At 54.0% G+C, this 24004-nt stretch carries 23 protein-coding genes; 14 read left to right on the top strand and 9 right to left on the bottom strand.

Annotation, left to right across the window (positions count from 1 at the left end; genetic code table 11):
- Positions 1–53: 53 nt before the first annotated feature.
- Both AB182_RS27590 and prs read right to left on the bottom strand, forming a co-directional pair.
- Positions 54–1544 (bottom strand): nicotinate phosphoribosyltransferase, encoded by a 1491-nt coding sequence (locus AB182_RS27590; protein WP_047372859.1) that lies wholly within the window; start codon positions 1542–1544, stop codon positions 54–56.
- A 13-nt stretch (positions 1545–1557) separates the two neighbouring features.
- Positions 1558–2418 carry a ribose-phosphate diphosphokinase gene (prs, locus tag AB182_RS27585; RefSeq protein WP_047372858.1) on the bottom strand — a complete coding sequence of 287 codons (861 nt, stop codon included), beginning with the start codon at positions 2416–2418 and terminating at the stop codon, positions 1558–1560.
- 192 nt (positions 2419–2610) lie between these two features.
- Here prs and AB182_RS27580 point away from each other — a divergent pair, with 192 nt between their 5' ends.
- The 4 genes from AB182_RS27580 (at position 2611) to AB182_RS27565 (ending at position 5577) form a co-directional block, all read left to right on the top strand.
- Positions 2611–3330 carry an NUDIX hydrolase gene (locus AB182_RS27580; protein ID WP_047372857.1) on the top strand — a complete coding sequence of 240 codons (720 nt, stop codon included), beginning with the start codon at positions 2611–2613 and terminating at the stop codon, positions 3328–3330.
- A 90-nt stretch (positions 3331–3420) separates the two neighbouring features.
- On the top strand, positions 3421–4437 hold the full coding sequence (locus AB182_RS27575) for a hydrolase (protein WP_071845966.1): 1017 nt from the start codon (positions 3421–3423) through the stop codon (positions 4435–4437).
- Positions 4438–4656 carry a YheU family protein gene (locus AB182_RS27570; RefSeq protein ID WP_047372855.1) on the top strand — a complete coding sequence of 73 codons (219 nt, stop codon included), beginning with the start codon at positions 4438–4440 and terminating at the stop codon, positions 4654–4656. It abuts the gene before it with no gap.
- Between the two features lie 51 nt (positions 4657–4707).
- Positions 4708–5577 carry a phosphoribulokinase gene (locus AB182_RS27565; protein ID WP_047372854.1) on the top strand — a complete coding sequence of 290 codons (870 nt, stop codon included), beginning with the start codon at positions 4708–4710 and terminating at the stop codon, positions 5575–5577.
- A gap of 102 nt (positions 5578–5679) precedes the next feature.
- Here AB182_RS27565 and AB182_RS27560 read toward each other — a convergent pair whose 3' ends face one another.
- Entirely contained in the window at positions 5680–6084 is a 405-nt protein-coding gene (locus AB182_RS27560) for an OsmC family protein (RefSeq protein ID WP_041851412.1), read from the bottom strand.
- Positions 6085–6393: 309 nt separating this feature from the next.
- Here AB182_RS27560 and crp point away from each other — a divergent pair, with 309 nt between their 5' ends.
- A complete protein-coding gene (gene crp / locus AB182_RS27555; protein ID WP_000242758.1) occupies positions 6394–7026 on the top strand; it encodes a cAMP-activated global transcriptional regulator CRP in 633 nt (210 codons plus the stop codon).
- Between the two features lie 53 nt (positions 7027–7079).
- Positions 7080–9158 (top strand): YccS/YhfK family putative transporter, encoded by a 2079-nt coding sequence (locus tag AB182_RS27550; RefSeq protein ID WP_047372853.1) that lies wholly within the window; start codon positions 7080–7082, stop codon positions 9156–9158.
- Here AB182_RS27550 and argD read toward each other — a convergent pair.
- The 6 genes from argD to AB182_RS27525 form a co-directional block, all read right to left on the bottom strand.
- The gene (argD, locus tag AB182_RS27545; RefSeq protein WP_047372852.1) at positions 9155–10375 is read right to left on the bottom strand and encodes a bifunctional acetylornithine/succinyldiaminopimelate transaminase; all 1221 of its coding nucleotides are present in this window, start codon (positions 10373–10375) and stop codon (positions 9155–9157) included. The genes AB182_RS27550 and argD overlap by 4 nt on opposite strands.
- A 79-nt stretch (positions 10376–10454) precedes the next feature.
- On the bottom strand, positions 10455–11027 hold the full coding sequence (gene pabA / locus AB182_RS27540) for an aminodeoxychorismate synthase component 2 (RefSeq protein ID WP_047372851.1): 573 nt from the start codon (positions 11025–11027) through the stop codon (positions 10455–10457).
- Between the two features lie 30 nt (positions 11028–11057).
- Entirely contained in the window at positions 11058–11660 is a 603-nt protein-coding gene (locus tag AB182_RS27535) for a putative adenosine monophosphate-protein transferase Fic (protein WP_047372850.1), read from the bottom strand.
- Complete coding sequence (locus AB182_RS31165) at positions 11650–11820, bottom strand: YhfG family protein (RefSeq protein WP_071845965.1); 171 nt, start codon at positions 11818–11820, stop codon at positions 11650–11652. Before AB182_RS31165 ends, AB182_RS27535 begins: the two co-directional genes overlap by 11 nt.
- Positions 11821–11926: 106 nt before the next feature.
- Entirely contained in the window at positions 11927–12499 is a 573-nt protein-coding gene (gene ppiA, locus AB182_RS27530) for a peptidylprolyl isomerase A (RefSeq protein WP_047372849.1), read from the bottom strand.
- 152 nt (positions 12500–12651) lie between these two features.
- The gene (locus tag AB182_RS27525; RefSeq protein ID WP_047372848.1) at positions 12652–13947 is read right to left on the bottom strand and encodes a cytosine deaminase; all 1296 of its coding nucleotides are present in this window, start codon (positions 13945–13947) and stop codon (positions 12652–12654) included.
- A 240-nt stretch (positions 13948–14187) separates the two neighbouring features.
- On the opposite strand from AB182_RS27525, the gene nirB reads away from it, so the two are divergent.
- From nirB to frlD, 8 genes are all read left to right on the top strand, one after another.
- On the top strand, positions 14188–16731 hold the full coding sequence (gene nirB, locus AB182_RS27520; RefSeq protein ID WP_047372847.1) for a nitrite reductase large subunit NirB: 2544 nt from the start codon (positions 14188–14190) through the stop codon (positions 16729–16731).
- Positions 16728–17054 (top strand): nitrite reductase small subunit NirD, encoded by a 327-nt coding sequence (gene nirD, locus AB182_RS27515; RefSeq protein ID WP_047372846.1) that lies wholly within the window; start codon positions 16728–16730, stop codon positions 17052–17054. The genes nirB and nirD overlap by 4 nt, the downstream gene beginning before the upstream one ends.
- Before the next feature lie 246 nt (positions 17055–17300).
- The gene (nirC, locus tag AB182_RS27510; RefSeq protein WP_047372845.1) at positions 17301–18110 is read left to right on the top strand and encodes a nitrite transporter NirC; all 810 of its coding nucleotides are present in this window, start codon (positions 17301–17303) and stop codon (positions 18108–18110) included.
- A 74-nt stretch (positions 18111–18184) separates the two neighbouring features.
- Complete coding sequence (cysG, locus tag AB182_RS27505; protein ID WP_047372844.1) at positions 18185–19549, top strand: siroheme synthase CysG; 1365 nt, start codon at positions 18185–18187, stop codon at positions 19547–19549.
- A 343-nt stretch (positions 19550–19892) separates the two neighbouring features.
- Positions 19893–21233, top strand: coding sequence for a fructoselysine/psicoselysine transporter FrlA (frlA, locus tag AB182_RS27500; RefSeq protein ID WP_047372843.1), 1341 nt, complete (start codon positions 19893–19895; stop codon positions 21231–21233).
- Positions 21234–21254: 21 nt separating this feature from the next.
- Positions 21255–22277, top strand: coding sequence for a fructoselysine 6-phosphate deglycase (gene frlB / locus AB182_RS27495; RefSeq protein WP_047372842.1), 1023 nt, complete (start codon positions 21255–21257; stop codon positions 22275–22277).
- A 50-nt stretch (positions 22278–22327) separates the two neighbouring features.
- Positions 22328–23158, top strand: a complete 831-nt coding sequence (gene frlC, locus AB182_RS27490) for a fructoselysine 3-epimerase (RefSeq protein ID WP_047372841.1) — start codon at positions 22328–22330, stop codon at positions 23156–23158.
- Positions 23155–23940, top strand: a complete 786-nt coding sequence (gene frlD / locus AB182_RS27485; protein WP_047372840.1) for a fructoselysine 6-kinase — start codon at positions 23155–23157, stop codon at positions 23938–23940. The genes frlC and frlD overlap by 4 nt, the downstream gene beginning before the upstream one ends.
- Positions 23941–24004: the final 64 nt, after the last annotated feature.

Raw genomic sequence — 24004 nt, 5'->3', positions numbered from 1 at the left:
GTCAGGGTGAGGGGGAAAATGCGGCTCTGGTGGTCATTCCGTTCACCTTATGTTCAGCGCTGCGCAGCCAGGCGCTGGCGAATCTGCTCAAAATGGTCAACGTTATACAATTTGCCGTCGAGGAAACGCGTTTTCAGTTCCCCGGTTTTTTCCTGCTCCCAGGTTTGTTCATCATGCAGTTGCAGTTCACCCTGCGCATCCCTTTCTACCCGTAACAGCCCGCGCGCCGAACGTTTCAGGCCGCTGTCAGTCTTCGGCTCTTTGAAGATCATCCGCCCTTTACCGTTGACCGCGCCCCAGGTCGCTTTCATGGCAAACCCGAATGTGTCGCGCGTGTTGTACTGATAGGTAAAGGAACCCACCCCGAAGACCACGTTTGAGCTGGCAAAACCTTTGGCTTCCAGGCGGCGCAGGATCTCGTCGGCACGCGCAAGGGTAATGGAATCGCCGTAAATCAGGCCAACGTGCGGATCGAGCACTTTGTAGCCCTTTTCATTCACCGTGCCACCAAAAATCTCCCACAGCACTTCAACGGAGCCCTTCTCTTCCGGGCTGCGATCGCCACGCGTATCATCATCCGCCCCGGTGCCACACAGGATCTCAACCGGGTCCCCGCTATCCGGGCGGAACACCACGCGCCCTTCACGAGCGAGGATTATCTGTTTCAGTTCACGGGTGTATTCCGTCATCACCCGCCAGTAATCCCAGGTATCCGAGACAATTGAGACAAAGCCCTGCGGATAGAGATCGACTATCAAGCGGCGGAAAGTTTCAATTTCTTGCTCCTTCTCGCCCATACACATCACGCTGTGCTCGGTGGCCGGAATGCTCGCGCCGATAAAATAGTCTTCACCGGCGGTGTAGTGGTCACGGGCGTAGAGCAACGAAGGAATGCTGTCGGTACCTTTAAAACTCAACAGATGCCCGGCGCCGGCCTGCATCGTATCCTGGAGGCCCGCCATGCCGCGGAAGGAAAAGTCGTGGCACTGGAAATCAAGATGCGACATATCACTGCAGGTTTTTACCGCCCACTGTTCGCAGACTTTACGGTAATGGTGCGCAATCGTGGCGTTGGTGGAGGCTTTCCACAATTCAGCGGAAAGCACAGTCTCAAGGTAGTTAACCAGCCAGAAGAACTCGTCACGGGTATTCGTGATGGTCAGTACCGGCACTTTCATGGGTACTGTGCAGCCTTCATCAAGAGATTTAATGTGCAGAGGCAGATAGCCCAAATTGTGCAGCGCGCGAATGTGGTCCACCGGCACGGCGTCTTTGCCGAGGTAGCTGTCCATTACCGCTTTGTATTCATTGACCACATCTTCTTGTGGGCGGGCAAAAAAGGCCTCATTGAACAAATCGACCATAAACCACCGTAAAAAGCCCTGCAGCCCAAAAAACACCAGCTTGCCGTCCGCCACGGGAGAGGAGAAAAAGCGATCGCTGCGCGGCGTAAAGTTGGAGTACACCTGCGTAGTCCCTTGCGGGTACTGCGCACGGTGGGACACTTTGTAACCGTCGATAGCCAGGATGGGGTTCATTTTCATGGTGTTATCTCCCTTAAGCGCAAAAAATGGTGTCGATGTCGATAAACTCAACGCGAGGTTCGCGAAGCTCAGAAGAAGCAAACGAGGTGGTGGTATAAATGGCGTCAATACCATTGTTCAGCAGGTTCTCGACCCCTTTAGAAAAAACGCCGTGGGTTACATATAAACTCACGCTGCGCGCGCCGGCATCGCGAAGTACCTGAGCGGAGCCGATAAAGGTACCGCCCGCATCGCAAAGGTCATCCACGATCAGTACATCTTTACCTGCCACATCGCCAGAAACGAGCGCAAAGCCAGTCAGGTTACCCGTTGTAACATCACGCTCTTTCGTGAGGATGGCGTAATCCCGCGCCCCGCTGGCTTTTGCCACGTTATGGATTTTCTTCAGGGCCCCGGCATCGGGTGCCACCAGCATTAATTTGCCTGCACGTATTGCCTGACGCAGGGTTTCGCTTTTCATCAGGCACTCTTCCTGAGCAATCACCACACTGTTGTTGATGGCAGCTGCGGCTGCGTCGCTGTGCGGATCCAGCAGAAAAACTTTATCGAAATTCAGCACGTTCAACTGGTTAGCGAATACTTTGAGCGCAAAACTGTCGCCGCTAACCATGTGTCGGTCCTGACGCGCCCAGGGTAACCAGGCCAGTTCAAGATGGCTTACGGCGATGTCGGTAACATGACGCACGGCATCAGTGAGTTGGGCTAACAGCATGAAATCATTCATATCGCGCATAGCGGCAATGCGAACCCGCATAACCTGAGCAAAACGCGGCAGTTCACTCGTCACTCTCAGCCATACCGCGCCGTCGGGAAAGACACCTCGTTCGATTTCAATCGGTTGATTATCAAGTGTTAACTTAATTTTGCTGGTCATGATTCACCTCACCATTAATTAATGTCCTTAAGACACTTATAATATTGTCCATAGGACACTTATTGGCAAGCGATTTTTTTATCATTCGGCAACCACATGATTAAGCGTATGATATTTAATGAAATAAAAGTTAACTTGCCGCCTTTGGGTGGGCTGATAAACTTGGGGCGTGTTTAATAAGGCGAGTAAGCGATGATCAGCGAAGAAGAGTATCTGGATTCTTATGATGCCAGCCGGTTCCCTTCACCCCTGGTGACGGTAGACAGTGTGCTGTTCACACTGCATGAGAAGGCACTTCGCGTTTTACTGGTAAAACGTGCGAGTCACCCGCAACGGGGACGCTGGGGCCTGCCTGGCGGGTTTATTGATATGGAACAGGACGACTCCACGCGAGCCACGGCATTACGTAAGCTGACAGAGAAAACCGGCGTCTCTCCTTCCTGGCTGGAACAACTGGATACTTTTTCCGGGGCAAAACGCGATCCCCGTGGCTGGAGTCTGACCATCGCCTGGTATGCGTTAATCTCCTGGGTCGCCTGCGCACCGCATATCGCCAGCGTGAGCGATGCCAAATGGATGCCGGTAACCGGGCTGGATGATATCGATCTGGCCTTCGATCATCGGGAAATCATTCAGACTGCGCTACAACGGCTACGGCAGAAAACGATGTACTCTTTACTGCCAGTTTATTGTTTGCCTGATACGTTTACCCAGACGCAATTGCAGGAGGCGACGGAGATTATTCTCGGCCAGCCTATCCAGCGAAAAAGCCTGATTCGCCGATTTGAGGCCTCAGGTATGTTTGAAGAGACTGGTGAGAGCGTAGCGACTGGTGCGCGAAAAGCGCGCGTGTGGCGCCGTAAGCCGGATGTCGATATTCATCTCTTTTCCCGAAATTTACTGACGGATTAATATAGCCTGCGCGATGTCCCGCGAAATGAAAAAACGGCGCAACATCGTGCGGCTATAGTTGTCCCATTCTTGATTCTATTGTTCTGTACTATGGCTGAAATTACACCTTCACGATTCCCGGAAATGGCGGATGATTCTTCCACCTTCCGCCCACTACGCGGCGGAAGCAATCCGCATTTCCAGACCATGCTACCGCGACTGATCCGCCGGAAGCTGGGCTTCACGCCGACCTGGCAGCGCCTGGAACTGCCCGATGGCGATTTCGTCGATCTCGCCTGGAGCGAAGACCCTGCGCAGGCAAAACATAAACCGCGTCTGGTGGTCTTTCACGGGCTGGAAGGTAGCCTGCACAGTCCTTATGCTCATGGACTGATAGAAGCGGCAAAAGCGCGCGGCTGGCTGGGCGTGGTGATGCATTTTCGTGGCTGCAGCGGTGAACCTAACCGTCTTAACCGTATCTACCACTCCGGCGAAACCGAAGACGGCACCTGGTTTTTGCACTGGTTGCAGCGGGAATTTGGCCGGGTCCCCACCGCCGCGGTGGGCTATTCGCTGGGCGGCAATATGCTGGCCTGTCTGCTGGCCAAAGAGGAAAATCGCGTCCCCCTCGATGCCGCAGTGATTGTCTCTGCCCCCTTTGTGCTGGAAGCATGCAGCGCCCATATTGAAACCGGCTTTTCGCGGGTGTATCAACACTATCTGCTCAACTTGCTGAAAGCCAACGCGTCGCGCAAATTAAAAGCCTATCCAGGATCTTTACCTGTTGATTTGCCACAATTGAAACGTCTGCGTCGTCTGCGCGATTTTGATGATGCGATTACGGCGCGCATCCATGGCTTTGCCGATGCGATTGACTATTACCGTCAGTGCAGTGCCATGCCGCTGCTGAATAAAATCAGCAAACCAACGTTGATCATCCATGCGAAAGACGATCCCTTTATGGATCAAAATGTGATCCCCGATATGCAGACATTACCACCGTCAATAGAATATCAACTCACCGAACATGGCGGTCACGTGGGGTTTGTGGGCGGCACGTTACTGCGCCCGGAAATGTGGCTGGAAAAGCGCATCCCCGACTGGCTGCACACTTATCTGGAAAGCTAAATGATTATTCCCTGGCAGGATCTGGCGCCTGAGACGCTCGACAACCTGATTGAAAGCTTTGTCTTGCGTGAAGGCACCGATTATGGTGAACATGAGCGCTCACTCGAACAAAAGGTCGCCGATGTGAGACGGCAACTGAAAAACGGCGAAGCCGTGCTGGTGTGGTCAGAACTGCACGAAACCGTCAACATTATGCCGCGCTCGCAATTTCACGAGTAACGCACTGGCGGCTGGCTTCGTTTACAACAATGGGTTACTCAGGGAGCTGCTATGTCCGCTAAACATCCGGTTATTGCCGTAACAGGTTCCAGCGGTGCGGGAACCACTACCACCAGCCTCGCGTTTCGCAAAATCTTTGCTCAACTGAATTTGCATGCCGCCGAGGTCGAAGGTGACAGTTTTCACCGCTATACCCGCCCTGAGATGGACATGGCAATCCGTAAAGCCCGGGATTTAGGCCGACATATCAGCTATTTTGGCCCGGAAGCGAATGATTTCGGGCTGCTGGAACAGACGTTTATTGAGTACGGACAAACCGGTAAAGGCCAGGCGCGAAAATATCTGCATACCTATGATGAAGCCGTTCCCTGGAATCAGGTCCCCGGCACTTTCACCCCCTGGCAACCCTTGCCAGAGCCAACAGATGTGCTTTTTTATGAAGGGTTACACGGCGGCGTGGTGACGCCACAGCATGATGTCGCCCGCCATGTCGATCTGCTGGTGGGTGTGGTTCCGATCGTTAACCTTGAGTGGATTCAAAAGCTGGTGCGTGATACCAGTGAGCGCGGCCATTCCCGTGAGGCGGTAATGGATTCAGTGGTGCGTTCGATGGAAGATTATATCAACTTCCTTACTCCCCAGTTTTCCCGCACCCATATCAACTTCCAGCGTGTGCCGACGGTGGATACCTCCAACCCGTTCGCCGCTAAAGTGATCCCCTCGCTGGATGAAAGCCTGGTGGTTATTCATTTTCGTAATCTGGAAGGGATCGACTATCCCTGGTTGCTGGCAATGCTCCAGGGGTCATTCATTTCGCACATGAACACGCTGGTGGTGCCGGGCGGAAAAATGGGGCTGGCGATGGAGCTTATCATGACGCCGCTGGTACAACGGCTGATGGAAGGGAAGAAGATTCAATAACCTTCCGGCGGGACGCAACATCGGCTCCCGCCAGGGTATCCCGGTCAGCGCAGCGCCACCGGGGAAAACGCCGGATGCGCTTCGCTTATCCGGCCTGCGTTCTCAGGCCTCAATCACTTCATACGAGTGCGTGATTTTCACCGCCTTCTCCAGCATTAATGCCACGGAGCAATATTTCTCGGCAGAGAGATCCACCGCACGCGATACAGCCGCTTCTTTCAGCTCTTTGCCGGTCACGATAAAGTGCAAATTAATATGCGTAAACAGACGCGGAGCCTCTTCGCGGCGCTCCGATGTCAGCTTCACTTCGCAGTCTTTCACATCATGGCGGCCTTTTTGCAGGATAGAGACAACATCGATAGCACTGCATCCCCCCGCCGCCATCAGCACCATTTCCATCGGGCTGGGGGCTTTGTCGCCTGAGTTACCATCCATCAGGATCTGGTGCCCGGACGCAGACTCGCCAAGGAACGTTAAACCTTCTACCCATTTCACACGAGCTTGCATTTTTAATTCACTCCGGAGTTACAATTTTCTTTACAGATTACGCGTACATAAGAAAACGCGCAACGGAAGGCGACCTGCGTCAAGCTGAAGCGAGACACCAGGAGACAGGCGACAAAAGCTATGCTAAAACAATCGGGATGCTACAGTGATACATTGACGTTATGCATGTATGCAGAGGACATCACATATTACAGGCCGCAGGCATGTCTGACGGTCCACTTCCCAGGTATGGGGAAGATAGATTGCAACCCCGGACGCGATATGTGAATCCAGCGTCTGGAGCCAGCTTATAACAGAGGATAACCGCGCATGGTGCTTGGCAAACCGCAAACAGACCCGACTCTCGAATGGTTCTTGTCTCATTGCCACATTCATAAGTACCCGTCGAAGAGCACGCTGATTCACCAGGGTGAAAAAGCGGAAACGTTGTATTACATCGTCAAAGGCTCAGTGGCTGTGCTAATCAAGGATGAAGAAGGTAAAGAGATGATCCTCTCTTACCTTAACCAGGGAGATTTTATCGGTGAACTGGGTCTGTTCGAAGAGGGTCAGGAGCGTAGTGCATGGGTACGCGCCAAAACCGCTTGTGAAGTGGCCGAAATCTCCTACAAAAAATTCCGCCAGTTAATTCAGGTGAACCCGGATATCCTGATGCGTTTGTCTTCCCAGATGGCGCGTCGTCTGCAGGTCACCTCAGAAAAAGTCGGTAACCTCGCCTTCCTTGATGTGACAGGCCGTATCGCACAGACGCTGCTGAATCTGGCAAAACAGCCGGATGCAATGACCCACCCGGACGGTATGCAAATTAAAATTACCCGTCAGGAAATTGGTCAGATCGTCGGTTGCTCCCGCGAAACCGTTGGTCGTATCCTGAAAATGCTGGAAGATCAAAACCTGATCTCCGCGCACGGTAAAACCATCGTCGTGTACGGTACACGTTAATTCTCAAGCGGCGCATCGCCCTTAACGATGCGCCGTTTTTGTCTCTCTTCCCCATGTGGCGCAGGCTGATTTATCACCCCGAAATCAACTATGCACTGCGACAAACGCTGGTGTTATGCCTTCCTGTGGCTGTCGGACTCATTCTGGGCCATTTACAGCAGGGGCTGCTTTTCTCACTCGTTCCCGCCTGTTGCAATATTGCGGGTCTGGATACACCACACAAACGCTTTTTTAAACGTCTGATCATCGGCGGTTCGCTTTTTGCGGGTAGCAGCCTTGCAGTACAACTGCTTCTGGCGCAAGCGCTCCCCCTGCCGATCATTTTGACGGGTCTGACCCTTATCCTGGGCGTAACGGCAGAAATCAGCGCGCTTCACGGACGCCTGCTACCCGCCTCGCTTATCGCCGCTATCTTCACGTTAAGCCTCGCCGGAAATATGCCTGTCTGGGAACCATTGCTGATTTATGGGTTCGGTACCCTGTGGTACGGCGCGTTTAACGCCTTCTGGTTCTGGCTATGGCGGGAGCAACCGCTACGTGAATCATTGAGCCTGCTGTATCGCCAGTTGGCGGACTATTGCGAAGCGAAATACAGCCTGCTGACGCAACATGTCGATCCAGAAAAAGCCCTCCCCCCGCTGCTGACACGTCAGCAAAAGGCGGTGGATATGATCAGCCAGTGTTATCAACAGTTGCATATGCTGGCGGCGAATAATAACAACGACTACAAGCGGTTACGCCGCGTTTTCCAGGTCGCTCTGGACTTACAGGAACATATTGCCGTTAGTCTGCATCAACCGCAGGAAGTCCAGGAACTGGTAGAACGCAGCCATGCCGAAGAGGTTATCCGCTGGAATGCGCAAACCGTTGCCTCGCGGTTACGGGTTATCGCCGATGATATTCTTTATCATCGCTACCCCAAACGCTTCAATATGGATAAACAGATTGGCGCGCTGGAGAAAATTGCCCGCCAGCACCCGGATAACCCGGTTGGGCAGTTTTGCGCCTGGCATTTCAGCCAGATAGCCCGTGTGCTGCGTACCCAGCGCCCGCTCTATATACGCGATCTGATGGCAGAGAAGCAGCGTCGCTTGCCCCTGATCCCGGCCCTCAAAAGTTATCTCTCGTTGAAATCCTCCGCCTTGCGTAATGCGGCACGCATTAGCGTCATGCTCAGTATTGCCAGCCTGATGGGCAGTGCGCTGCATCTTCCTAAACCCTACTGGATAATGATGACGGTAATGTTTGTTACGCAAAACGGGTATGGTGCGACACGGGTACGCATTCTGCACCGGGCGGCAGGCACCCTGGCCGGGTTGATCATTGCCGGAGCGACACTGCACTACCACGTACCGGAAGGTTTCACGTTGACCGCGATGCTGATCGTGACGCTGGTAAGCTATCTGATTATCCGCAAAAGCTACGGCTGGGCGATGGTGGGCTTTACCCTCACCGCGGTATATACGCTCCAGTTGCTCACCCTGAATGGCGACCAGTTTATCGTTGCCCGTCTTATCGATACGCTGATTGGCTGCCTGATTGCCTTTGGCGGTATGGTCTGGCTGTGGCCTCAATGGCAAAGCGGCCTGCTGCGAAAAAATGCTCATGACGCGCTGGAAACCTACCAGGACGCCATTCGTCTGATCCTGAGCGATGATCCTCAGCCGACTCCGCTGGCCTGGCAGCGCATGCGGGTAAACCAGGCGCACAATGCGCTCTTTAACTCGCTTAATCAGGCCATGCAGGAGCCTGGCTTTGATACGCGCTACCTGGCAGACATGAAACTGTGGGTCACGCACAGTCAGTTTATTGTCGAACATATTAATGCGATGACGACGCTGGCGCGGGAACACACTATGCTCACGCCGGATCTGGCACAGCGTTACCTGCAGTCATGCGAAATTGCCCTGCAACGTTGTCAGCAGCGTCTGGAGTATGATGGTCCGGGAAGTTCAGGGGATGTGAATATTCTGGAGGCGCCGGAGAGCATGACGCATGGCCCTATGAGCACGCTGGAACAACATCTGCAGCGGATCCTGGGGCATCTGAACACCATGCACACCATTTCGTCGGTGGCATGGCGCCAGCGTCCACATCACGGCATTTGGTTAACTCGCCGCTTGCGACCTTAAACGTTAATCACTTTGGCAACTGCTTTCGCGAAGCGCTGCATCCCTTCTTCGATATCACTCTCTTCAATGATAAGCGACGGCGCAAAACGCATCACATCAGGACCGGCATTAAGTACCATCAGCCCTTCATTCGCCGCAGCGTAGAGGAAATCGCGCGCGCGGCCTTTGTACTGCGGTTTCAGCTCCGCACCGACCAGCAGACCCATGCCGCGAATTTCGCTGAACAGGTCGTACTGCGCGTTGATGTCTTGCAGATGTTTGACGAACAGTTCGCGTTTCGTATTTACGCCATTTAAGACTTCTGGTGTATTGATAATATCGAATGCCGCACCGGCAACGGCACAGGCCAGCGGGTTACCGCCATAGGTTGAGCCGTGGGAACCCGGGTGGAACGCGCTGGCGATCTCATGGGTCGTGAGCATGGCGCTTACCGGGAAACCACCGCCAAGCGCTTTGGCGCTGGTCAGGATATCCGGGGTCACACCATAATGCATGTAGGCGAACAAATCGCCACTGCGTCCCATCCCGCACTGCACTTCATCAAACACCAGCAGCGCTTTGTGTTCATCGCACAGATCACGCAATCCCTGTAAAAACTCCGGCGTTGCCGCTGTCACTCCGCCTTCGCCCTGAATCGGTTCAACCACGACCGCGCAGGTATGATCGTCCATGACCGCTTTCACCGCATGCAGGTCGTTATAGGGCACGTGAATGATATCCGCGGGTTTCGGCCCGAAGCCGTCCGAATATTTCGGTTGGCCACCGACGGTCACGGTGAACAGCGAACGACCATGAAACGCATTGTGGAAAGCGATGATTTTGGTTTTATGCGGACTGTGACGTGTAGATGCATAATAACGCGCCAGTTTGAATGCCGTTTCGTTGGCTTCGGTGCCGGAGTTCATAAACACGACACGTTCAGCAAAAGTGGCGTCGATCAGCTTACGCGCCAGGCGAAGTGCGGGTTCATTCGTAAACACGTTACTGATATGCCACAGCGTTTCGCCCTGCGTTTTTAACGCCTCCACCAGCGCCGGATGGCAATGCCCCAGCGCGGTAACGGCGATGCCCCCCGCAAAATCGACGTACTCTTTCCCCTGCTGATCCCAAACACGGCTACCTTTCCCTTTCACCGGAATAAATTCGGCCGGTGCGAAAATTGGTAAAATGACTTCGTCAAATGTTGCGCGCGTGATTGCACCCTGCTGAGTTGCCATGTAACCCCACCCTTTTTATACAAGAAGTAGAAGTGAAAATATAATCACGAAATATGCATAAAAAATCACTCAATAGCAACTAAAAATCGGCGCGATGCAAAAAGTTATTCAACAACTCATGGCCTTGCTCGCTAAGAATACTTTCCGGGTGAAACTGCACCCCTTCCAGATCCCATTGACGATGGCGAATGCCCATAATCTCTTGCGTCTCGCTCCAGGCGGTCACCTCAAAGCAGTCCGGCAACGAAGGCGGATCGATCAACAGGGAATGGTAGCGGGTAACCGTTAACGGATTATTCAGGCCGCGAAAAACACCCTGCCCGGTATGGGTTACCGGGCAGGTTTTGCCATGCATAACCTGCTTCGCCCGGACAATGCGGGCGCCAAAGACCTGGGCAATGGCCTGGTGACCAAGGCAGACGCCGAGAATCGGCAACGTGCCAGCATAGTGGCGAATAATGTCCAGCGAGATCCCCGATTCATCCGGTGTACAGGGGCCCGGGGATATCACGATTTTTCGGGGGGCAATAGCCGCAATATCCGCCAGGGTGATCTCATCATTACGCCTGACCTCGACCTGCGCGCCCAGTTCGCAAAAGTACTGATACAGGTTCCAGGTAAAAGAGTCGTAATTATCAATAAGCAGGATCATGGCGGCCTCATCATGTTAAGCCACCCTATTCTACTCAGTTTCGACGGCTTCGCTTACCACTTTGCCGAAGATCTCACACAGCGGTTTTAGCTCGCCCATCGCCCCGGCCTGATTCGCTTTACTCCAGTTTTCCGGGTCAATCCCGCGCCAGTCCAGCCGGTACCCGGCATGCAGCGCAAGCTGTTCGAAGAAAATTCGCTGGGCAATGCCATTGCCAATACGAAAGGGATGCAACACGTTAATTTCACAATAGTAATGGGCCAGTCGCTCAATAAACTCTTCCTTCCCGAGCCCCTGTAGCCACTCTTCGTCTTCAAGCGATTGCATTAACGCATTGCCTTCTTTTTCGATGTATTCGAAATGGCAGAAACGGGTATCCCCCTGATAAATGTCCACTTCGCGCACCTGCCCGGCCCAGTCGAAGACATCCTGGTAAATATGGCGGTGAATGGCGCAAAGATGCGGCAGCCCGCGGGCCAGCGGCCCCAGCTCCAGCGTGGCGGCACGTAACGCCGTGAGTTCCCATGTCGCCTGTTCCAGGCGTTTCGCCTCACGAATACCCAGCGCGTTACGCATTACATTAAGGCCAGGGTAGAGATAAGGATCGCGACCGTCGCCGAATTTATCGCTCATAGTGCCTCCTTAACGCTGCAATCCGCGTCATCGCCTCATCGGGTGTGAGCGTTACCAGCGGGCTTTCAACGCCTTCAAGAAGCCTGCTGGCCTGAAAATTGACATTACGGTCTTGTTCCCAGAGACGGGATTTTTGTCGGTCGGTGAGTTTTTTGGTCATAACGCCTCCCTGATGTCTCGCTCATGTGCCACAAGTATAAGCAGCAATTTCACGTCACGCAGGGAGGAGAACGCGCACAGACCGAACGGCCCGTGCGAGAAAAAGATTATGGCAGGACTTTGGCAGAGAGGATAACAACCGGTTTCGACGGCACATTCTGATAAGGGCCGACGTCGTGGGTTGGAACCTGAGAAATCTTGTCGGCAACATCCATCCCTTTGACAACTTTACCAAATACCGCGTAGCCAAAATCACGTTGGCCGTGGTCCAGGAAGGCGTTATCGGCGACGTTGATGAAGAATTGACTGGTGGCGCTGTCTTTATCTGCCGTACGGGCCATGGAGATGGTACCGCGCGTATTGCGTAAACCGTTGTCCGCTTCGTTTTTGATGGGCGGGTTAGGCTGTTTTTGCTGCATTTGTTCTGTAAAACCACCGCCCTGAACCATAAAACCCGGGATCACGCGGTGAAACGTGGTGTTGTTATAAAAACCGTTATTTACATAATCCACAAAGTTTTTCACCGACACGGGGGCTTTCTGACTGTTCAGCTCCAGTTCGATGTTGCCAGCTGACGTGGTGAGCAGAACATGAGGATCGCCTTTTGCCGCCAGTGCGGAAGAGGAGATTGCAGAAAGGGCACACACAGCCGCCATTGCCGCCAGAGTCGATTTAACCATGAGGTTTCCTTAACGAAATACAGGTAAGAAAGCGAGTGGCTTGATTCTAAAGAGCACTCCGCCACCAGGCCAGCCTTTTACTTAATTTTACGCAATTGAAACATATGTTACGCAGCCTGACCACGCATTGTGTGGTCAGGCTGCTACCCCCTTCACTCACTCTTGCGATAAAACGCCACTTCTTCACCCCCGCTGTCCGTTTGAATCCAGCTATGAGCGGGTTGCGTAGTGGCTATCACTCGCCCCTGACGAATGGACCAGCGCACCGGTGACTGACATCGCACCGCGTCAAAACCGCTCTCAACCGGCAAAATGATCATATTCGCCGGATTGCCTGTCACAATACCGTAGTCCTTAAGACCAAAGGTTCTGGCGCTATTGTCGGTAATAAGTTGCAGGCCATCGTCAATTTGTTGATACCCCATCAACTGGCAAACATGCAGGCCCATATGCAGCACCTGCAACATATTGCCCGTGCCAAGCGGATACCAGGGATCAAAGACATCATCATGGCCGAAACAAACGTTAATCCCGGCGGCCAGCATCTCTTTCACGCGAGTAATTCCGCGCCGCTTCGGATAATCATCAAAACGTCCCTGCAGATGGATATTCACCAGCGGATTAGCAACAAAGTTGATGCCGGAAAGTTTCAGTAAGCGGAAAAGGCGAGACGTATAGGCGCCGTTATAGGAGTGCATCGCCGTGGTATGGCTGGCGGTAACGCGCGCACCCATCTCCATTTTCAACGCCAGCGCGGCAACCGTTTCGACAAACCTTGACTGTTCGTCGTCGATCTCGTCACAGTGAATGTCCAGCGGCCGGTCATATTTCTTTGCCAGCTCAAAGGCGATATGCAGCGATTCCACCCCGTACTCGCGGGTAAATTCAAAATGGGGAATCGCCCCTACCACATCCGCGCCTAGCTGTAAGGCCTCTTCCAGCAAGGCAGCACCGTTGGGATAAGACATAATCCCCTCTTGCGGGAAGGCAACAATTTGCAGGTCTATCCAGGGGGCAACTTCCTGCTTCACTTCCAGCATGGCTTTTAATGCCGTCAGTGTCGGGTCGGAGACATCAACATGAGTTCGTACATGCTGGATACCATTTGCCATTTGCCATTTTAGCGTCTGCCAGGCACGCGTTTTCACATCATCATGACTGAGTAACGCTTTACGTTCCGCCCAACGCTCAATGCCCTCAAACAGTGTGCCCGACTGATTCCAGTTGGGCTCACCTGCGGTTTGAGTGGTATCAAGGTGAATATGTGGTTCGATAAAGGGGGGCAGCGCCAGCCCGCCCCAGGCATTTAAGACTTCGTAACTTTCATGCTGCGGAGCGCCCATCGGGGTGATATCACCGAAGTGGCCCTTCTCAATCGCGATTTGCCATAGCCCTTTTCGCCCAGGTAAATGAACGTTCTGAACCAGCCAAAGTGGTGTTGCCGTCATGCTTCTACCCCCTGGTTATCACTGAAACGTTGTTTCAGGCAATTGCCTTAAATTGACGTCTTTTTTTGTACACAATTTTCGCAATTCTGAAAAGCCTGACAGATCCGCGACTTATAAAAATCCATCAAAATCAATTATCTACTCATTAAGTGGTAGGCGAAGATGTATTTGACCTGCATCAATAAGTGCCAGGGCTGAATCGTTAAGGTAGGCAGTAATAGAAAAGAAATCGAGGCAAAAATGAGCAAAGTCAAACTCGCTATAATCGGTAACGGCATGGTCGGCCACCGTTTTATTGAGGATCTCCTTGATAAAGCAGATGCCAGCCAGTTCGATATTACCGTTTTTTGTGAAGAACCCCGTAAAGCCTACGATCGCGTTCACCTGTCTTCCTACTTCTCGCATCATACTGCGGAAGAACTGTCGCTGGTACGTGAAGGTTACTACGAAAAGCATGGCGTTAACGTTCTCGTTGGCGAACGCGCAATTACCATCAACCGTCAGGAGAAAGTGATCCACTCCAGCGCTGGTCGTACTGTCTATTATGACAAACTGATCATGGCGACAGGCTCTTATCCGTGGATCCCGCCCATTAAAGGCTCCGAAACCCAGGATTGCTTTGTTTACCGCACTATTGAAGATCTTAATGCCATCGAATCCTGCGCCCGCCGCAGCAAACGGGGTGCTGTGGTCGGTGGGGGCCTACTCGGTCTGGAAGCCGCCGGCGCCCTGAAAAACCTCGGCGTTGAAACGCACGTTATTGAATTTGCCCCCATGCTGATGGCTGAACAGCTCGATCAGATGGGCGGTGAACAGCTTAAACGCAAAATCGAAAGCATGGGCGTGCGTGTACACACCAGCAAAAACACCAAAGAGATCGTCCAGGAGGGCCTCAGCGCGCGTAAAACCATGCGCTTTGCCGATGGTACCGATCTTGAAGTCGACTTTATCGTCTTCTCAACCGGTATTCGCCCGCGCGACAAACTGGCGACGCAATGTGGGCTGGAGGTAGCCCAGCGCGGCGGGATCGTGATTAACGACGCCTGCCAGACTTCTGACCCGGATATCTACGCGATTGGTGAATGCGCCAACTGGAATAGCCACGTCTACGGTCTGGTCGCACCGGGCTACAAAATGGCGCAGGTCGCTGTGGACCATATCCTCGGCAATGCTAACGCCTTTGCCGGCGCGGATATGAGCGCCAAGTTAAAACTGCTGGGCGTAGACGTTGGCGGTATCGGCGATGCGCATGGCCGTACGCCAGGCGCACGCAGCTACGTTTACCTCGACGAAAGCAAAGAAGTCTACAAACGCCTTATCGTCAGTCCTGACAACAAAACCCTGCTCGGCGCGGTACTGGTGGGCGACACCAGCGATTTCGGCAATCTGCTGCAACTGGTCCTGAACGCGATTGAATTGCCGGAAAACCCGGATGCCTTGATCCTGCCGGCACATGCCAGCAGCGGCAAACCGTCTATCGGCGTGGATAAATTGCCGGACAGCGCGCAAATCTGCTCCTGCTTCGATGTCACCAAAGGCATGCTCATCTCTGCCATCAACAAGGGTTGTCACACCGTTGCCGCGCTGAAAGCGGAAACCAAAGCCGGTACCGGCTGCGGCGGCTGTATTCCGCTGGTCACCCAGGTACTGAACGCCGAACTGGCGAAACAGGGCATTGAAGTGAACAACAACCTGTGCGAGCACTTCGCTTACTCTCGCCAGGAGCTGTACCACCTGATCCGCGTGGAAGGCATCAAATCCTTCGACGAGCTGCTGCAGAAGCACGGCCAGGGTTACGGCTGCGAAGTGTGTAAACCGACCGTCGGCTCTCTGCTGGCCTCTTGCTGGAATGAATATGTGCTCAAGCCGCAGCACACGCCACTGCAGGACACCAACGACAACTTCCTGGCGAATATTCAGAAAGATGGCACCTACTCCGTTATCCCGCGCTCTGCAGGTGGCGAAATCACCCCGGAAGGGCTGATGGAAGTGGGCCGTATCGCCCGCGAATTTAATCTCTATACCAAAATCACCGGCTCCCAGCGTATTGGCCTGTTTGGCGCGCAGAAAGACGACTTACCGGAAATCTGGCGTCAACTGATTGAAGCGGGTTTCGAAACCGGTCACGCGTATGCCAAAGCGTTGCGGATGGCAAAAACCTGCGTCGGCTCCACCTGGTGCCGCTACGGCGTGGGCGACAGCGTGGGCTTCGGCGTTGAGCTGGAAAACCGCTACAAAGGCATCCGTACTCCGCACAAAATGAAGTTTGGGGTTTCCGGCTGTACCCGTGAATGTGCCGAAGCGCAGGGTAAAGACGTGGGCATTATCGCCACCGAAAAAGGCTGGAACTTGTATGTTTGCGGTAACGGCGGAATGAAACCGCGTCATGCGGATTTGCTGGCGGCGGATCTCGACCGTGAAACCCTGCTCCAGTACCTCGACCGTTTCATGATGTTCTATATCCGTACGGCCGACAAACTGACCCGCACGGCCTCCTGGCTGGATAATCTGGAAGGCGGCATCGATTACCTCAAGAGCGTCATCATCAATAACAAACTGGGCCTGAACGACCAGCTTGAAGCCGAAATGGCGCGTCTGCGCGACGCCGTGATTTGCGAATGGACCGAGACCGTCAACAACCCGCAGGCGCAAGTACGCTTCAGACACTTTATCAATAGCGACAAGCGCGACCCGAACGTTCAGGTTGTGCCAGAACGCGAGCAACACCGTCCGGCAACGCCATATGAACGCATCCCGGTCAAAATGGTGGAGGAAACCGTATGAGCCAGTGGAACACTATCTGCAAAATCGATGACATCATCCCGGCAACCGGGGTATGCGCACTGCTGAATGGCAAACAGGTGGCCATTTTCCGCCCGCGTCACGATGAACAGGTTTTCGCGATCAGCAATATCGACCCGTTCTTTGAAGCAAGCGTGCTGTCACGCGGCCTGATTGCCGAGCACAATGGAGAGCTATGGGTCGCCAGCCCGTTGAAAAAACAGCGCTTCCGCCTGCGTGACGGGCTATGTATGGAAGACGAAAGCCGTTCTGTGGCCCACTTCGACGCGCGTGTTAAAGACGGCGTAGTGCAACTTAAAGCGTAATTTTCCAGTGGGGGTGCAATGCCCCCATTCATGGGATTCCCCCATACCGTAGTTGCTTATTGAACTCGTAATTTTTATTTGTTTTTAATTTTAACTTTTCATTATTTACACAACATCATTTGTGCTGCGTCGCGGCGGCAACTGAACGATTCCCCAGGAGCATAGTGAACTATGTGACTGGGGGGAGTGAAGGCAGCCAACAAAGAGGCAGCGCAAAGGATGACGTGTTAAAGGGTAATCAACACTATGTTTACAGACACTATTAATAAGTGTGCGGCTAACGCTGCGCGCATTTCACGCCTCTCGACCAATAATCCCATTGGCTTCTGGATCAGTTCTGCCATGGCAGGCGCTTATGTCGGCTTAGGGATTATTTTGATTTTCACCCTCGGTAACTTACTTGACCCATCAGTGCGTCCGCTGGTGATGGGCGCAACGTTCGGTATCGCGTTAACCCTGGTCATTATTGCCGGCTCTGAACTCTTTACCGGACATACCATGTTCCTGACTCTCGGTGTGAAAGCCGGCACCATCACCCAGGGCCAGATGTGGACGATTCTGCCGCAAACCTGGCTGGGTAATCTGTTAGGTTCGGTATTGGTTGCGCTGCTGTATAACTGGGGTGGCGGTAGTTTACTGCCGCTGGATACCAGCCTCGTGCATACCGTTGCGCTGGCCAAAACCAACGCGCCGGCAGGGGTTCTGTTCTTTAAAGGCGCTTTATGTAACTGGTTGGTTTGTCTGGCAATCTGGATGGCAATCCGTACCGAAGGCGCCGCGAAATTCCTCGCCATCTGGTGGTGCCTGCTGGCGTTTATCGCTTCCGGCTACGAGCACTCCGTTGCCAACATGACGCTGTTTGCCCTCTCATGGTTTGGTCATCACAGCGACGCGTATACCCTCTCCGGAATTGGCCATAACCTGTTGTGGGTAACCCTGGGCAATACTTTCTCCGGTGCCGTATTTATGGGCCTGGGTTACTGGTATGCTACGCCGAAAGCGGAGCGCCCGTCTGCAACCCAGACAGCGAAGAGCCAACCAATTACAACGAATTAATAGAGACACGCGCACTTCGGGTTACAGACAACGCACCTGCGGCCCGAAGAATGGCGTGTATTTGAGGTGATGTCGTGGACCATTTACCCATTTTTTGTCAATTACGCGATCGCGCCTGCCTGCTGGTAGGCGGTGGGGATGTTGCCGAACGTAAAGCCCGACTTTTAATGGATGCTGGTGCGCGGCTGACCGTTAACTCACTCGCCTTCGTTCCCCAGTTCCATGTCTGGGCGAACGAAGGGATGCTAACGCTGGTGGAAGGCAGTTTCGACGAAAGCCTGCTCGACTCGTGCTGGCTGGTGATAGCAGCGACAGATAACGAAGCGGTTAATGAGCAGGTTAGCGCGGCGGCGGAGTCCCGGCGTATCTTCTGTAACGTGGTGGACGCACCGAAACAGGCGAGCTTTATCATGCCGTCCATTATTGACCGTTCGCCCCTGATGGTCGCCGTCTCTTCCGGCGGTACCTCCCCGGTACTGGCGCGTCTGCTGCGCGAGAAACTGGAATCGCTTCTTCCGCAGCATCTCGGACATGTAGCCAGCTACGCAGGCAAACTGCGTCGTCGGGTAAAAGACCACTTTGCCAGCGTCGCCGAGCGCCGCCGGTTCTGGGAAAAGCTGTTTGTGAATGACCGTCTTGCTCAGTCACTGGCCAATCAGGATGCACCGGCAGTGGAAGCGATCACGGAACAAATGCTTGCCGAGCCGCTGGACAATCGTGGCGAAGTGGTGCTGGTCGGGGCAGGCCCGGGCGATGCTGGTTTGTTGACGCTCAAAGGGCTGCAACAGATCCAGCAGGCCGATGTGGTGGTCTATGACCGCCTGGTCTCGGATGAGATCATGAACCTGGTACGCCGCGATGCCGACCGCGTGTTTGTTGGCAAGCGTGCTGGCTATCACTGTGTCCCGCAGGAAGAGATTAACCAGATCCTGCTGCAGGAAGCGCAACGTGGTAAACGGGTGGTGCGCCTGAAAGGGGGCGATCCGTTTATCTTCGGACGCGGCGGCGAAGAGCTGGAAACCCTGTGCCACGCGGGAATTCCCTTTTCGGTGGTACCCGGCATTACTGCAGCCTCAGGGTGTTCTGCTTACGCCGGTATTCCATTAACCCACCGGGATTATGCCCAGAGCGTACGTCTGATAACGGGTCACTTAAAAACCGGCGGCGAGCTGGACTGGGCAAACCTGGCGGCAGAAAAACAGACGCTGGTCTTCTATATGGGGCTGAACCAGGCGGCGACCATTCAGGAAAAATTGATTGAGCACGGTATGCAGGCAGATATGCCTGTCGCGCTGGTAGAAAATGGCACCTCTGTGAAACAGCGCGTCGTTAGTGGCATCCTGACTGAGCTGGGGGAACTGGCCCGGCAGGTCGAAAGCCCGGCGCTCATTATCGTAGGCCGCGTTGTCGGCCTGCGCGATAAGCTTAAGTGGTTTTAACTGTTCATTCATTAGATTAATCATTCCACAGGCACCCGTCCGGATAAGGCGTATGCGCCGCATCCGGGATTCCCGGGTGCGCTTACGTTTACCCCGGCTACGCCGTTTCCTAAACCTCGGACCACCACAATAATTTTCATAATTAATTCAATTAGTTAATTATCACATAGCCATGGCATTATCATCCAGTGGCAATTTTGTGATCTCTCTCCACAACACAATTCATCATGTGTTGTTATATTGATTATGTGTCGTCATATATTGAAATCTACCGTTGGCTGTCGGTAGATGTCAGGCGGCACCCTTTTGACCCTACATACAACATTCTAAGAAAGGTATTGATATGGAAAGCCAGGAACTCCAACGCAAGCTCGGCTTCTGGGCCGTGCTCGCTATCGCCGTCGGGACAACCGTCGGTTCCGGTATTTTCGTTTCAGTGGGAGAAGTAGCGAAAGCGGCAGGATCGCCGTGGTTAACCGTGCTCGCTTTCGTTATTGGCGGCCTGATCGTTATTCCGCAGATGTGCGTCTACGCCGAGCTCTCTACCGCCTACCCTGAGAACGGCGCGGATTATATTTATCTGAAAAATGCGGGCAGCCGTCCGCTGGCCTTTCTCTCCGGCTGGGCCAGCTTCTGGGCCAACGATGCTCCTTCGTTGTCGATTATGGCGCTGGCGGTGGTCAGTAATCTCGGCTTCCTGATGCCGCTCGATCCCCTCACCGGCAAGCTTGTGGCAACGGCGTTAATCGTCATGTTTATGCTGCTGCATCTGCGCTCTGTCGAGGGGGGAGCGGCCTTCCAGACATTGATCACCATCGCCAAAATTATCCCCTTCACTATTGTTATTGGCATTGGCATTTTCTGGTTCAAAACCGACAACTTCGCTGCGCCAGCGGCGACCGCCACCGTTACGGCGGCATCCGGCATTATGGCATTGCTGGCGGGCGTATCAGCCACCAGTTGGTCTTATACCGGTATGGCCTCCATCTGCTATATGACCGGCGAAATCAAAAACCCCGGCAAGACCATGCCGCGCGCATTGATTGGCTCCTGCCTGCTGGTTCTGGTGCTCTACTCGCTGCTGGCACTGGTTATTTCCGGTCTGATGCCATTTGAAAAGCTGGCGGCCTCGGAAACGCCCATCTCTGACGCACTGACCTATATTCCGGCACTGGGCAGTATGGCGGGCATTTTTGTGGCGATCACCGCGATGATCGTTATTCTGGGCTCGCTTTCCAGTTGCGTCATGTACCAGCCGCGCCTGGAGTATGCGATGGCGAAGGACAAGCTCTTCTTCAAATGCTTCGCTCACGTTCACCCAAAATACAACACCCCGGATGTGTCGATCGTATTGCAGGGGGCGCTCGGGATCTTCTTCATCTTCGTTTCCGACCTGACCAGCCTGCTCGGCTACTTCACGCTGGTGATGTGCTTTAAAAACACCCTCACCTTCGGCTCGATTATCTGGTGTCGCAAACGCGACGACTATAAACCGCTCTGGCGCACGCCCCTGTTTGGCCTGATGACGTTCCTCGCCATCTGCTCAAGCCTGATCCTCGTCGCCTCTACCTTTGTCTGGGCGCCCGTTCCTGGTCTGGTCTGCGCCCTGATCGTTATCGCCACCGGCCTGCCTGCTTATGCCTTCTGGGAAAAGCGCAATCGTCGACTGGCCGCACTTTCGTAAACCCGTCTGGAGAAACGTTACATGTTGGATATTGATAAAAGCACCGTGGATTTCCTGGTTACCGAAAATATGGTGTCGGAGGTGGAGAAAGTTCTGCAACAGGATGTTCCCCGCGTTCATGCCATTGTTGATGAGATGCTGCGTCGCGGTATTGACCGGATCTATTTCGTCGCCTGCGGATCGCCGCTTAACGCTGCGCAAACGGCGAAGCATCTTGCGGATCGTTATTCAGATTTACAGGTTTACGCCATTTCCGGCTGGGAGTTTTGCGATAACACCCCGCACCGCCTGGACAACCGTTGCGCGGTGATAGGGGTATCGGATTACGGCAAAACCGAAGAGGTGATTAAAGCGCTGGAATTAGGCCGTGCCTGCGGCGCACTCACTGCCGCCTTCACGAAAAAACCGGACAGTCCGATCACCGTTCCGGTGGAGTATGTCGTGGACTACCAGGCCGACTGTATCTGGGAAATCCATCTGCTGCTCTGCTACAGCGTGGTACTGGAAATGGTAACCCGCCTCGCGCCGCATGCGGAAATCGGCAAAATCAAAACCGATCTGCAAAAACTGCCACAGGCGCTGGGGTACCTGGTGCGTAACTGGGAAGAGAAAGGTCGCCAACTTGGCGAGCAGGCAAGCTCATGGCCGATGATCTACACCGTTTCCGCCGGTCCGCTGCGTCCGCTGGGCTATAAGGAAGGGATTGTCACCCTGATGGAGTTTACCTGGACGCATGGCTCGGTTATTGAGAGCGGGGAATTCCGCCACGGCCCGCTTGAGGTGGTGGAGCCTGGTGTCCCCTTCCTGTTCCTGCTGGGTAATGACGAAAGCCGCCACACGACCGAGCGCGCCATCCGCTTCGTGAAAGCGCGTACGGATAACGTCATCGTCATCGATTACGCCGATATTGCCCAGGGTCTACACCCGTGGCTGGCGCCGTTTTTGATGTTCGTGCCGATGGAGTGGCTCTGCTATTACCTGTCGATTTACAAAGATCACAATCCGGATGAACGTCGCTATTACGGCGGCCTTGTGGAGTATTGATTTCGCTATCCGGCCCGTCCGGGCCGGTTTTCCTTAAAAGGAGCACAGCAATGAAAACAGGCATGTTTACCTGCGGACATCAGCGTTTACCCGTTGAAGAGGCGTTTCGCGATGCCCATGAACTGGGCTATGACGGTATTGAACTGTGGGGTGGGCGTCCCCACGCTTTCGCCCCCGATTTAAAAGCGGGTGGGATTAAGCAAATCAAAGCACTCGCCCGGACATACCAGTTGCCCATTATCGGCTACACGCCAGAAACCAACGGCTACCCATGGAATATGATTCTGGGCGATGAGCGGATGCGCCGCGAAAGCCTGGAGATGATTAAACTGGCCATGGATATGGCCAAAGAGATGAACGCCGGATTCACGCTCATTTCCGCCGCCCACGCAGGCTATCTGACCCCGCCGGAGGTTATCTGGCAGCGCCTGACCGATAATCTGCATGAGCTGTGCGAGTATGCGCAGGAGATTGAGATGGATCTGGTGCTGGAACCGCTTACGCCCTATGAATCCAACGTGGTCTGCAACGCCAATGATGTGCTGCGCGCCTTCTCTCTTGTCCCGTCGTCGCGCCTGTACAGCATGATTGATATCTGCGCCCCCTGGGTGCAGGGCGAGCCGGTGATGAGCTACTTCAACAAACTGGGCGATAAACTTCGCCATCTGCATATTGTCGACAGCGACGGCGCGAGCGACAGCCATTTCATCCCCGGTGAAGGCAAAATGCCGCTGCGGGAACTGATGTGCGATGTTATCGCCAGCGGCTACAGCGGTTATTGCACAATTGAGCTGGTAACAATGTACATGAACGAGCCGCGGCTGTTTGCCCGCCAGGCGCTGGAGCGCTTTCGCGCGTTGCTGCCGGAGGAAAGCGCATGAAACGGCTGGCGACCATCGGCGATAACTGCGTCGACATCTATCCACACCTCGGCAAAGCCTTTTCCGGCGGCAATGCGGTCAATGTGGCGGTTTACAGCACCCGTTATGGCATGGCGCCAGGCTGCGTGACCTGGGTTGGCGAGGATGAATACGGTCGGATGTTACTGAACGATCTGGCCCGAATGGGCGTCGATACCAGCCATGTGCATGTCAAATGCGGCGTCACCGCACAAACTCAGGTGGAGATGAAGGGTAATGACCGGGTGTTGGGTGACTATACCGAAGGGGTAATGGCGAATTTTACCCTGGATGAGCAGGATTTCGCCTGGCTTGATGGCTATGACATTATTCACTCCGCTATCTGGGGCCACGCGGACAGCGCCTTTCCCCGACTGCATGCGGCCGGCAAGCTGACAGCGTTTGATTTTGCCGATAAATGGGACAGCCCACTCTGGCAAACCCTGCCGCCACATCTCGATTTTGCTTTTGCCTCGGCGCAGCAGGAGGACGATACATTGAGAGCGCGTATGCAGGCGATAGTCGCGCATGGCGCGGGTATCGCAATCGTTACGCTGGGTGAAAATGGCAGTATCGCCTGGGATGGCGGACAGTTTTACCGCCATCCCGCGGCTTGCGTTGATGTCATCGATACCATGGGCGCGGGGGACTCGTTTATTGCCGGTTTTCTCTGCGCAATGGCCTGCGGCTGGTCGCTCACGGTGGCTATGGAGCAGGGTACACTCAGCGCGGCGCGCACCATTCAATACCACGGAGCATGGTAATACTGCGCTGGCATGAGCCGCATCATGCCAGCGCTCTGTTACTCGCTGATAAACAACCCTATAA

It is taken from the genome of Phytobacter ursingii, assembly GCF_001022135.1.
Taxonomy (GTDB): Bacteria; Pseudomonadota; Gammaproteobacteria; order Enterobacterales; family Enterobacteriaceae; genus Phytobacter; species Phytobacter ursingii.
Note: the sequence above shows the minus strand (reverse complement) of the source record. Positions and strands in the feature narration are given on the sequence as shown.

Coding starts and splice junctions, on each gene's coding strand:
- nirB (WP_047372847.1), top strand. CDS start 14,188: ATGAGCAAAGTCAAACTCGCTATAATCGGTAACGGCATGGTCGGCCAC.
- argD (WP_047372852.1), bottom strand. CDS start 10,375: ATGGCAACTCAGCAGGGTGCAATCACGCGCGCAACATTTGACGAAGTC.
- nirD (WP_047372846.1), top strand. CDS start 16,728: ATGAGCCAGTGGAACACTATCTGCAAAATCGATGACATCATCCCGGCA.
- ppiA (WP_047372849.1), bottom strand. CDS start 12,499: ATGGTTAAATCGACTCTGGCGGCAATGGCGGCTGTGTGTGCCCTTTCT.
- nirC (WP_047372845.1), top strand. CDS start 17,301: ATGTTTACAGACACTATTAATAAGTGTGCGGCTAACGCTGCGCGCATT.
- AB182_RS27570 (WP_047372855.1), top strand. CDS start 4,438: ATGATTATTCCCTGGCAGGATCTGGCGCCTGAGACGCTCGACAACCTG.
- frlD (WP_047372840.1), top strand. CDS start 23,155: ATGAAACGGCTGGCGACCATCGGCGATAACTGCGTCGACATCTATCCA.
- frlB (WP_047372842.1), top strand. CDS start 21,255: ATGTTGGATATTGATAAAAGCACCGTGGATTTCCTGGTTACCGAAAAT.
- frlC (WP_047372841.1), top strand. CDS start 22,328: ATGAAAACAGGCATGTTTACCTGCGGACATCAGCGTTTACCCGTTGAA.
- AB182_RS27575 (WP_071845966.1), top strand. CDS start 3,421: ATGGCTGAAATTACACCTTCACGATTCCCGGAAATGGCGGATGATTCT.
- crp (WP_000242758.1), top strand. CDS start 6,394: ATGGTGCTTGGCAAACCGCAAACAGACCCGACTCTCGAATGGTTCTTG.
- AB182_RS27580 (WP_047372857.1), top strand. CDS start 2,611: ATGATCAGCGAAGAAGAGTATCTGGATTCTTATGATGCCAGCCGGTTC.
- frlA (WP_047372843.1), top strand. CDS start 19,893: ATGGAAAGCCAGGAACTCCAACGCAAGCTCGGCTTCTGGGCCGTGCTC.
- pabA (WP_047372851.1), bottom strand. CDS start 11,027: ATGATCCTGCTTATTGATAATTACGACTCTTTTACCTGGAACCTGTAT.
- AB182_RS27525 (WP_047372848.1), bottom strand. CDS start 13,947: ATGACGGCAACACCACTTTGGCTGGTTCAGAACGTTCATTTACCTGGG.
- AB182_RS31165 (WP_071845965.1), bottom strand. CDS start 11,820: ATGACCAAAAAACTCACCGACCGACAAAAATCCCGTCTCTGGGAACAA.
- AB182_RS27565 (WP_047372854.1), top strand. CDS start 4,708: ATGTCCGCTAAACATCCGGTTATTGCCGTAACAGGTTCCAGCGGTGCG.
- AB182_RS27590 (WP_047372859.1), bottom strand. CDS start 1,544: ATGAAAATGAACCCCATCCTGGCTATCGACGGTTACAAAGTGTCCCAC.
- prs (WP_047372858.1), bottom strand. CDS start 2,418: ATGACCAGCAAAATTAAGTTAACACTTGATAATCAACCGATTGAAATC.
- AB182_RS27550 (WP_047372853.1), top strand. CDS start 7,080: ATGTGGCGCAGGCTGATTTATCACCCCGAAATCAACTATGCACTGCGA.
- AB182_RS27560 (WP_041851412.1), bottom strand. CDS start 6,084: ATGCAAGCTCGTGTGAAATGGGTAGAAGGTTTAACGTTCCTTGGCGAG.
- AB182_RS27535 (WP_047372850.1), bottom strand. CDS start 11,660: ATGAGCGATAAATTCGGCGACGGTCGCGATCCTTATCTCTACCCTGGC.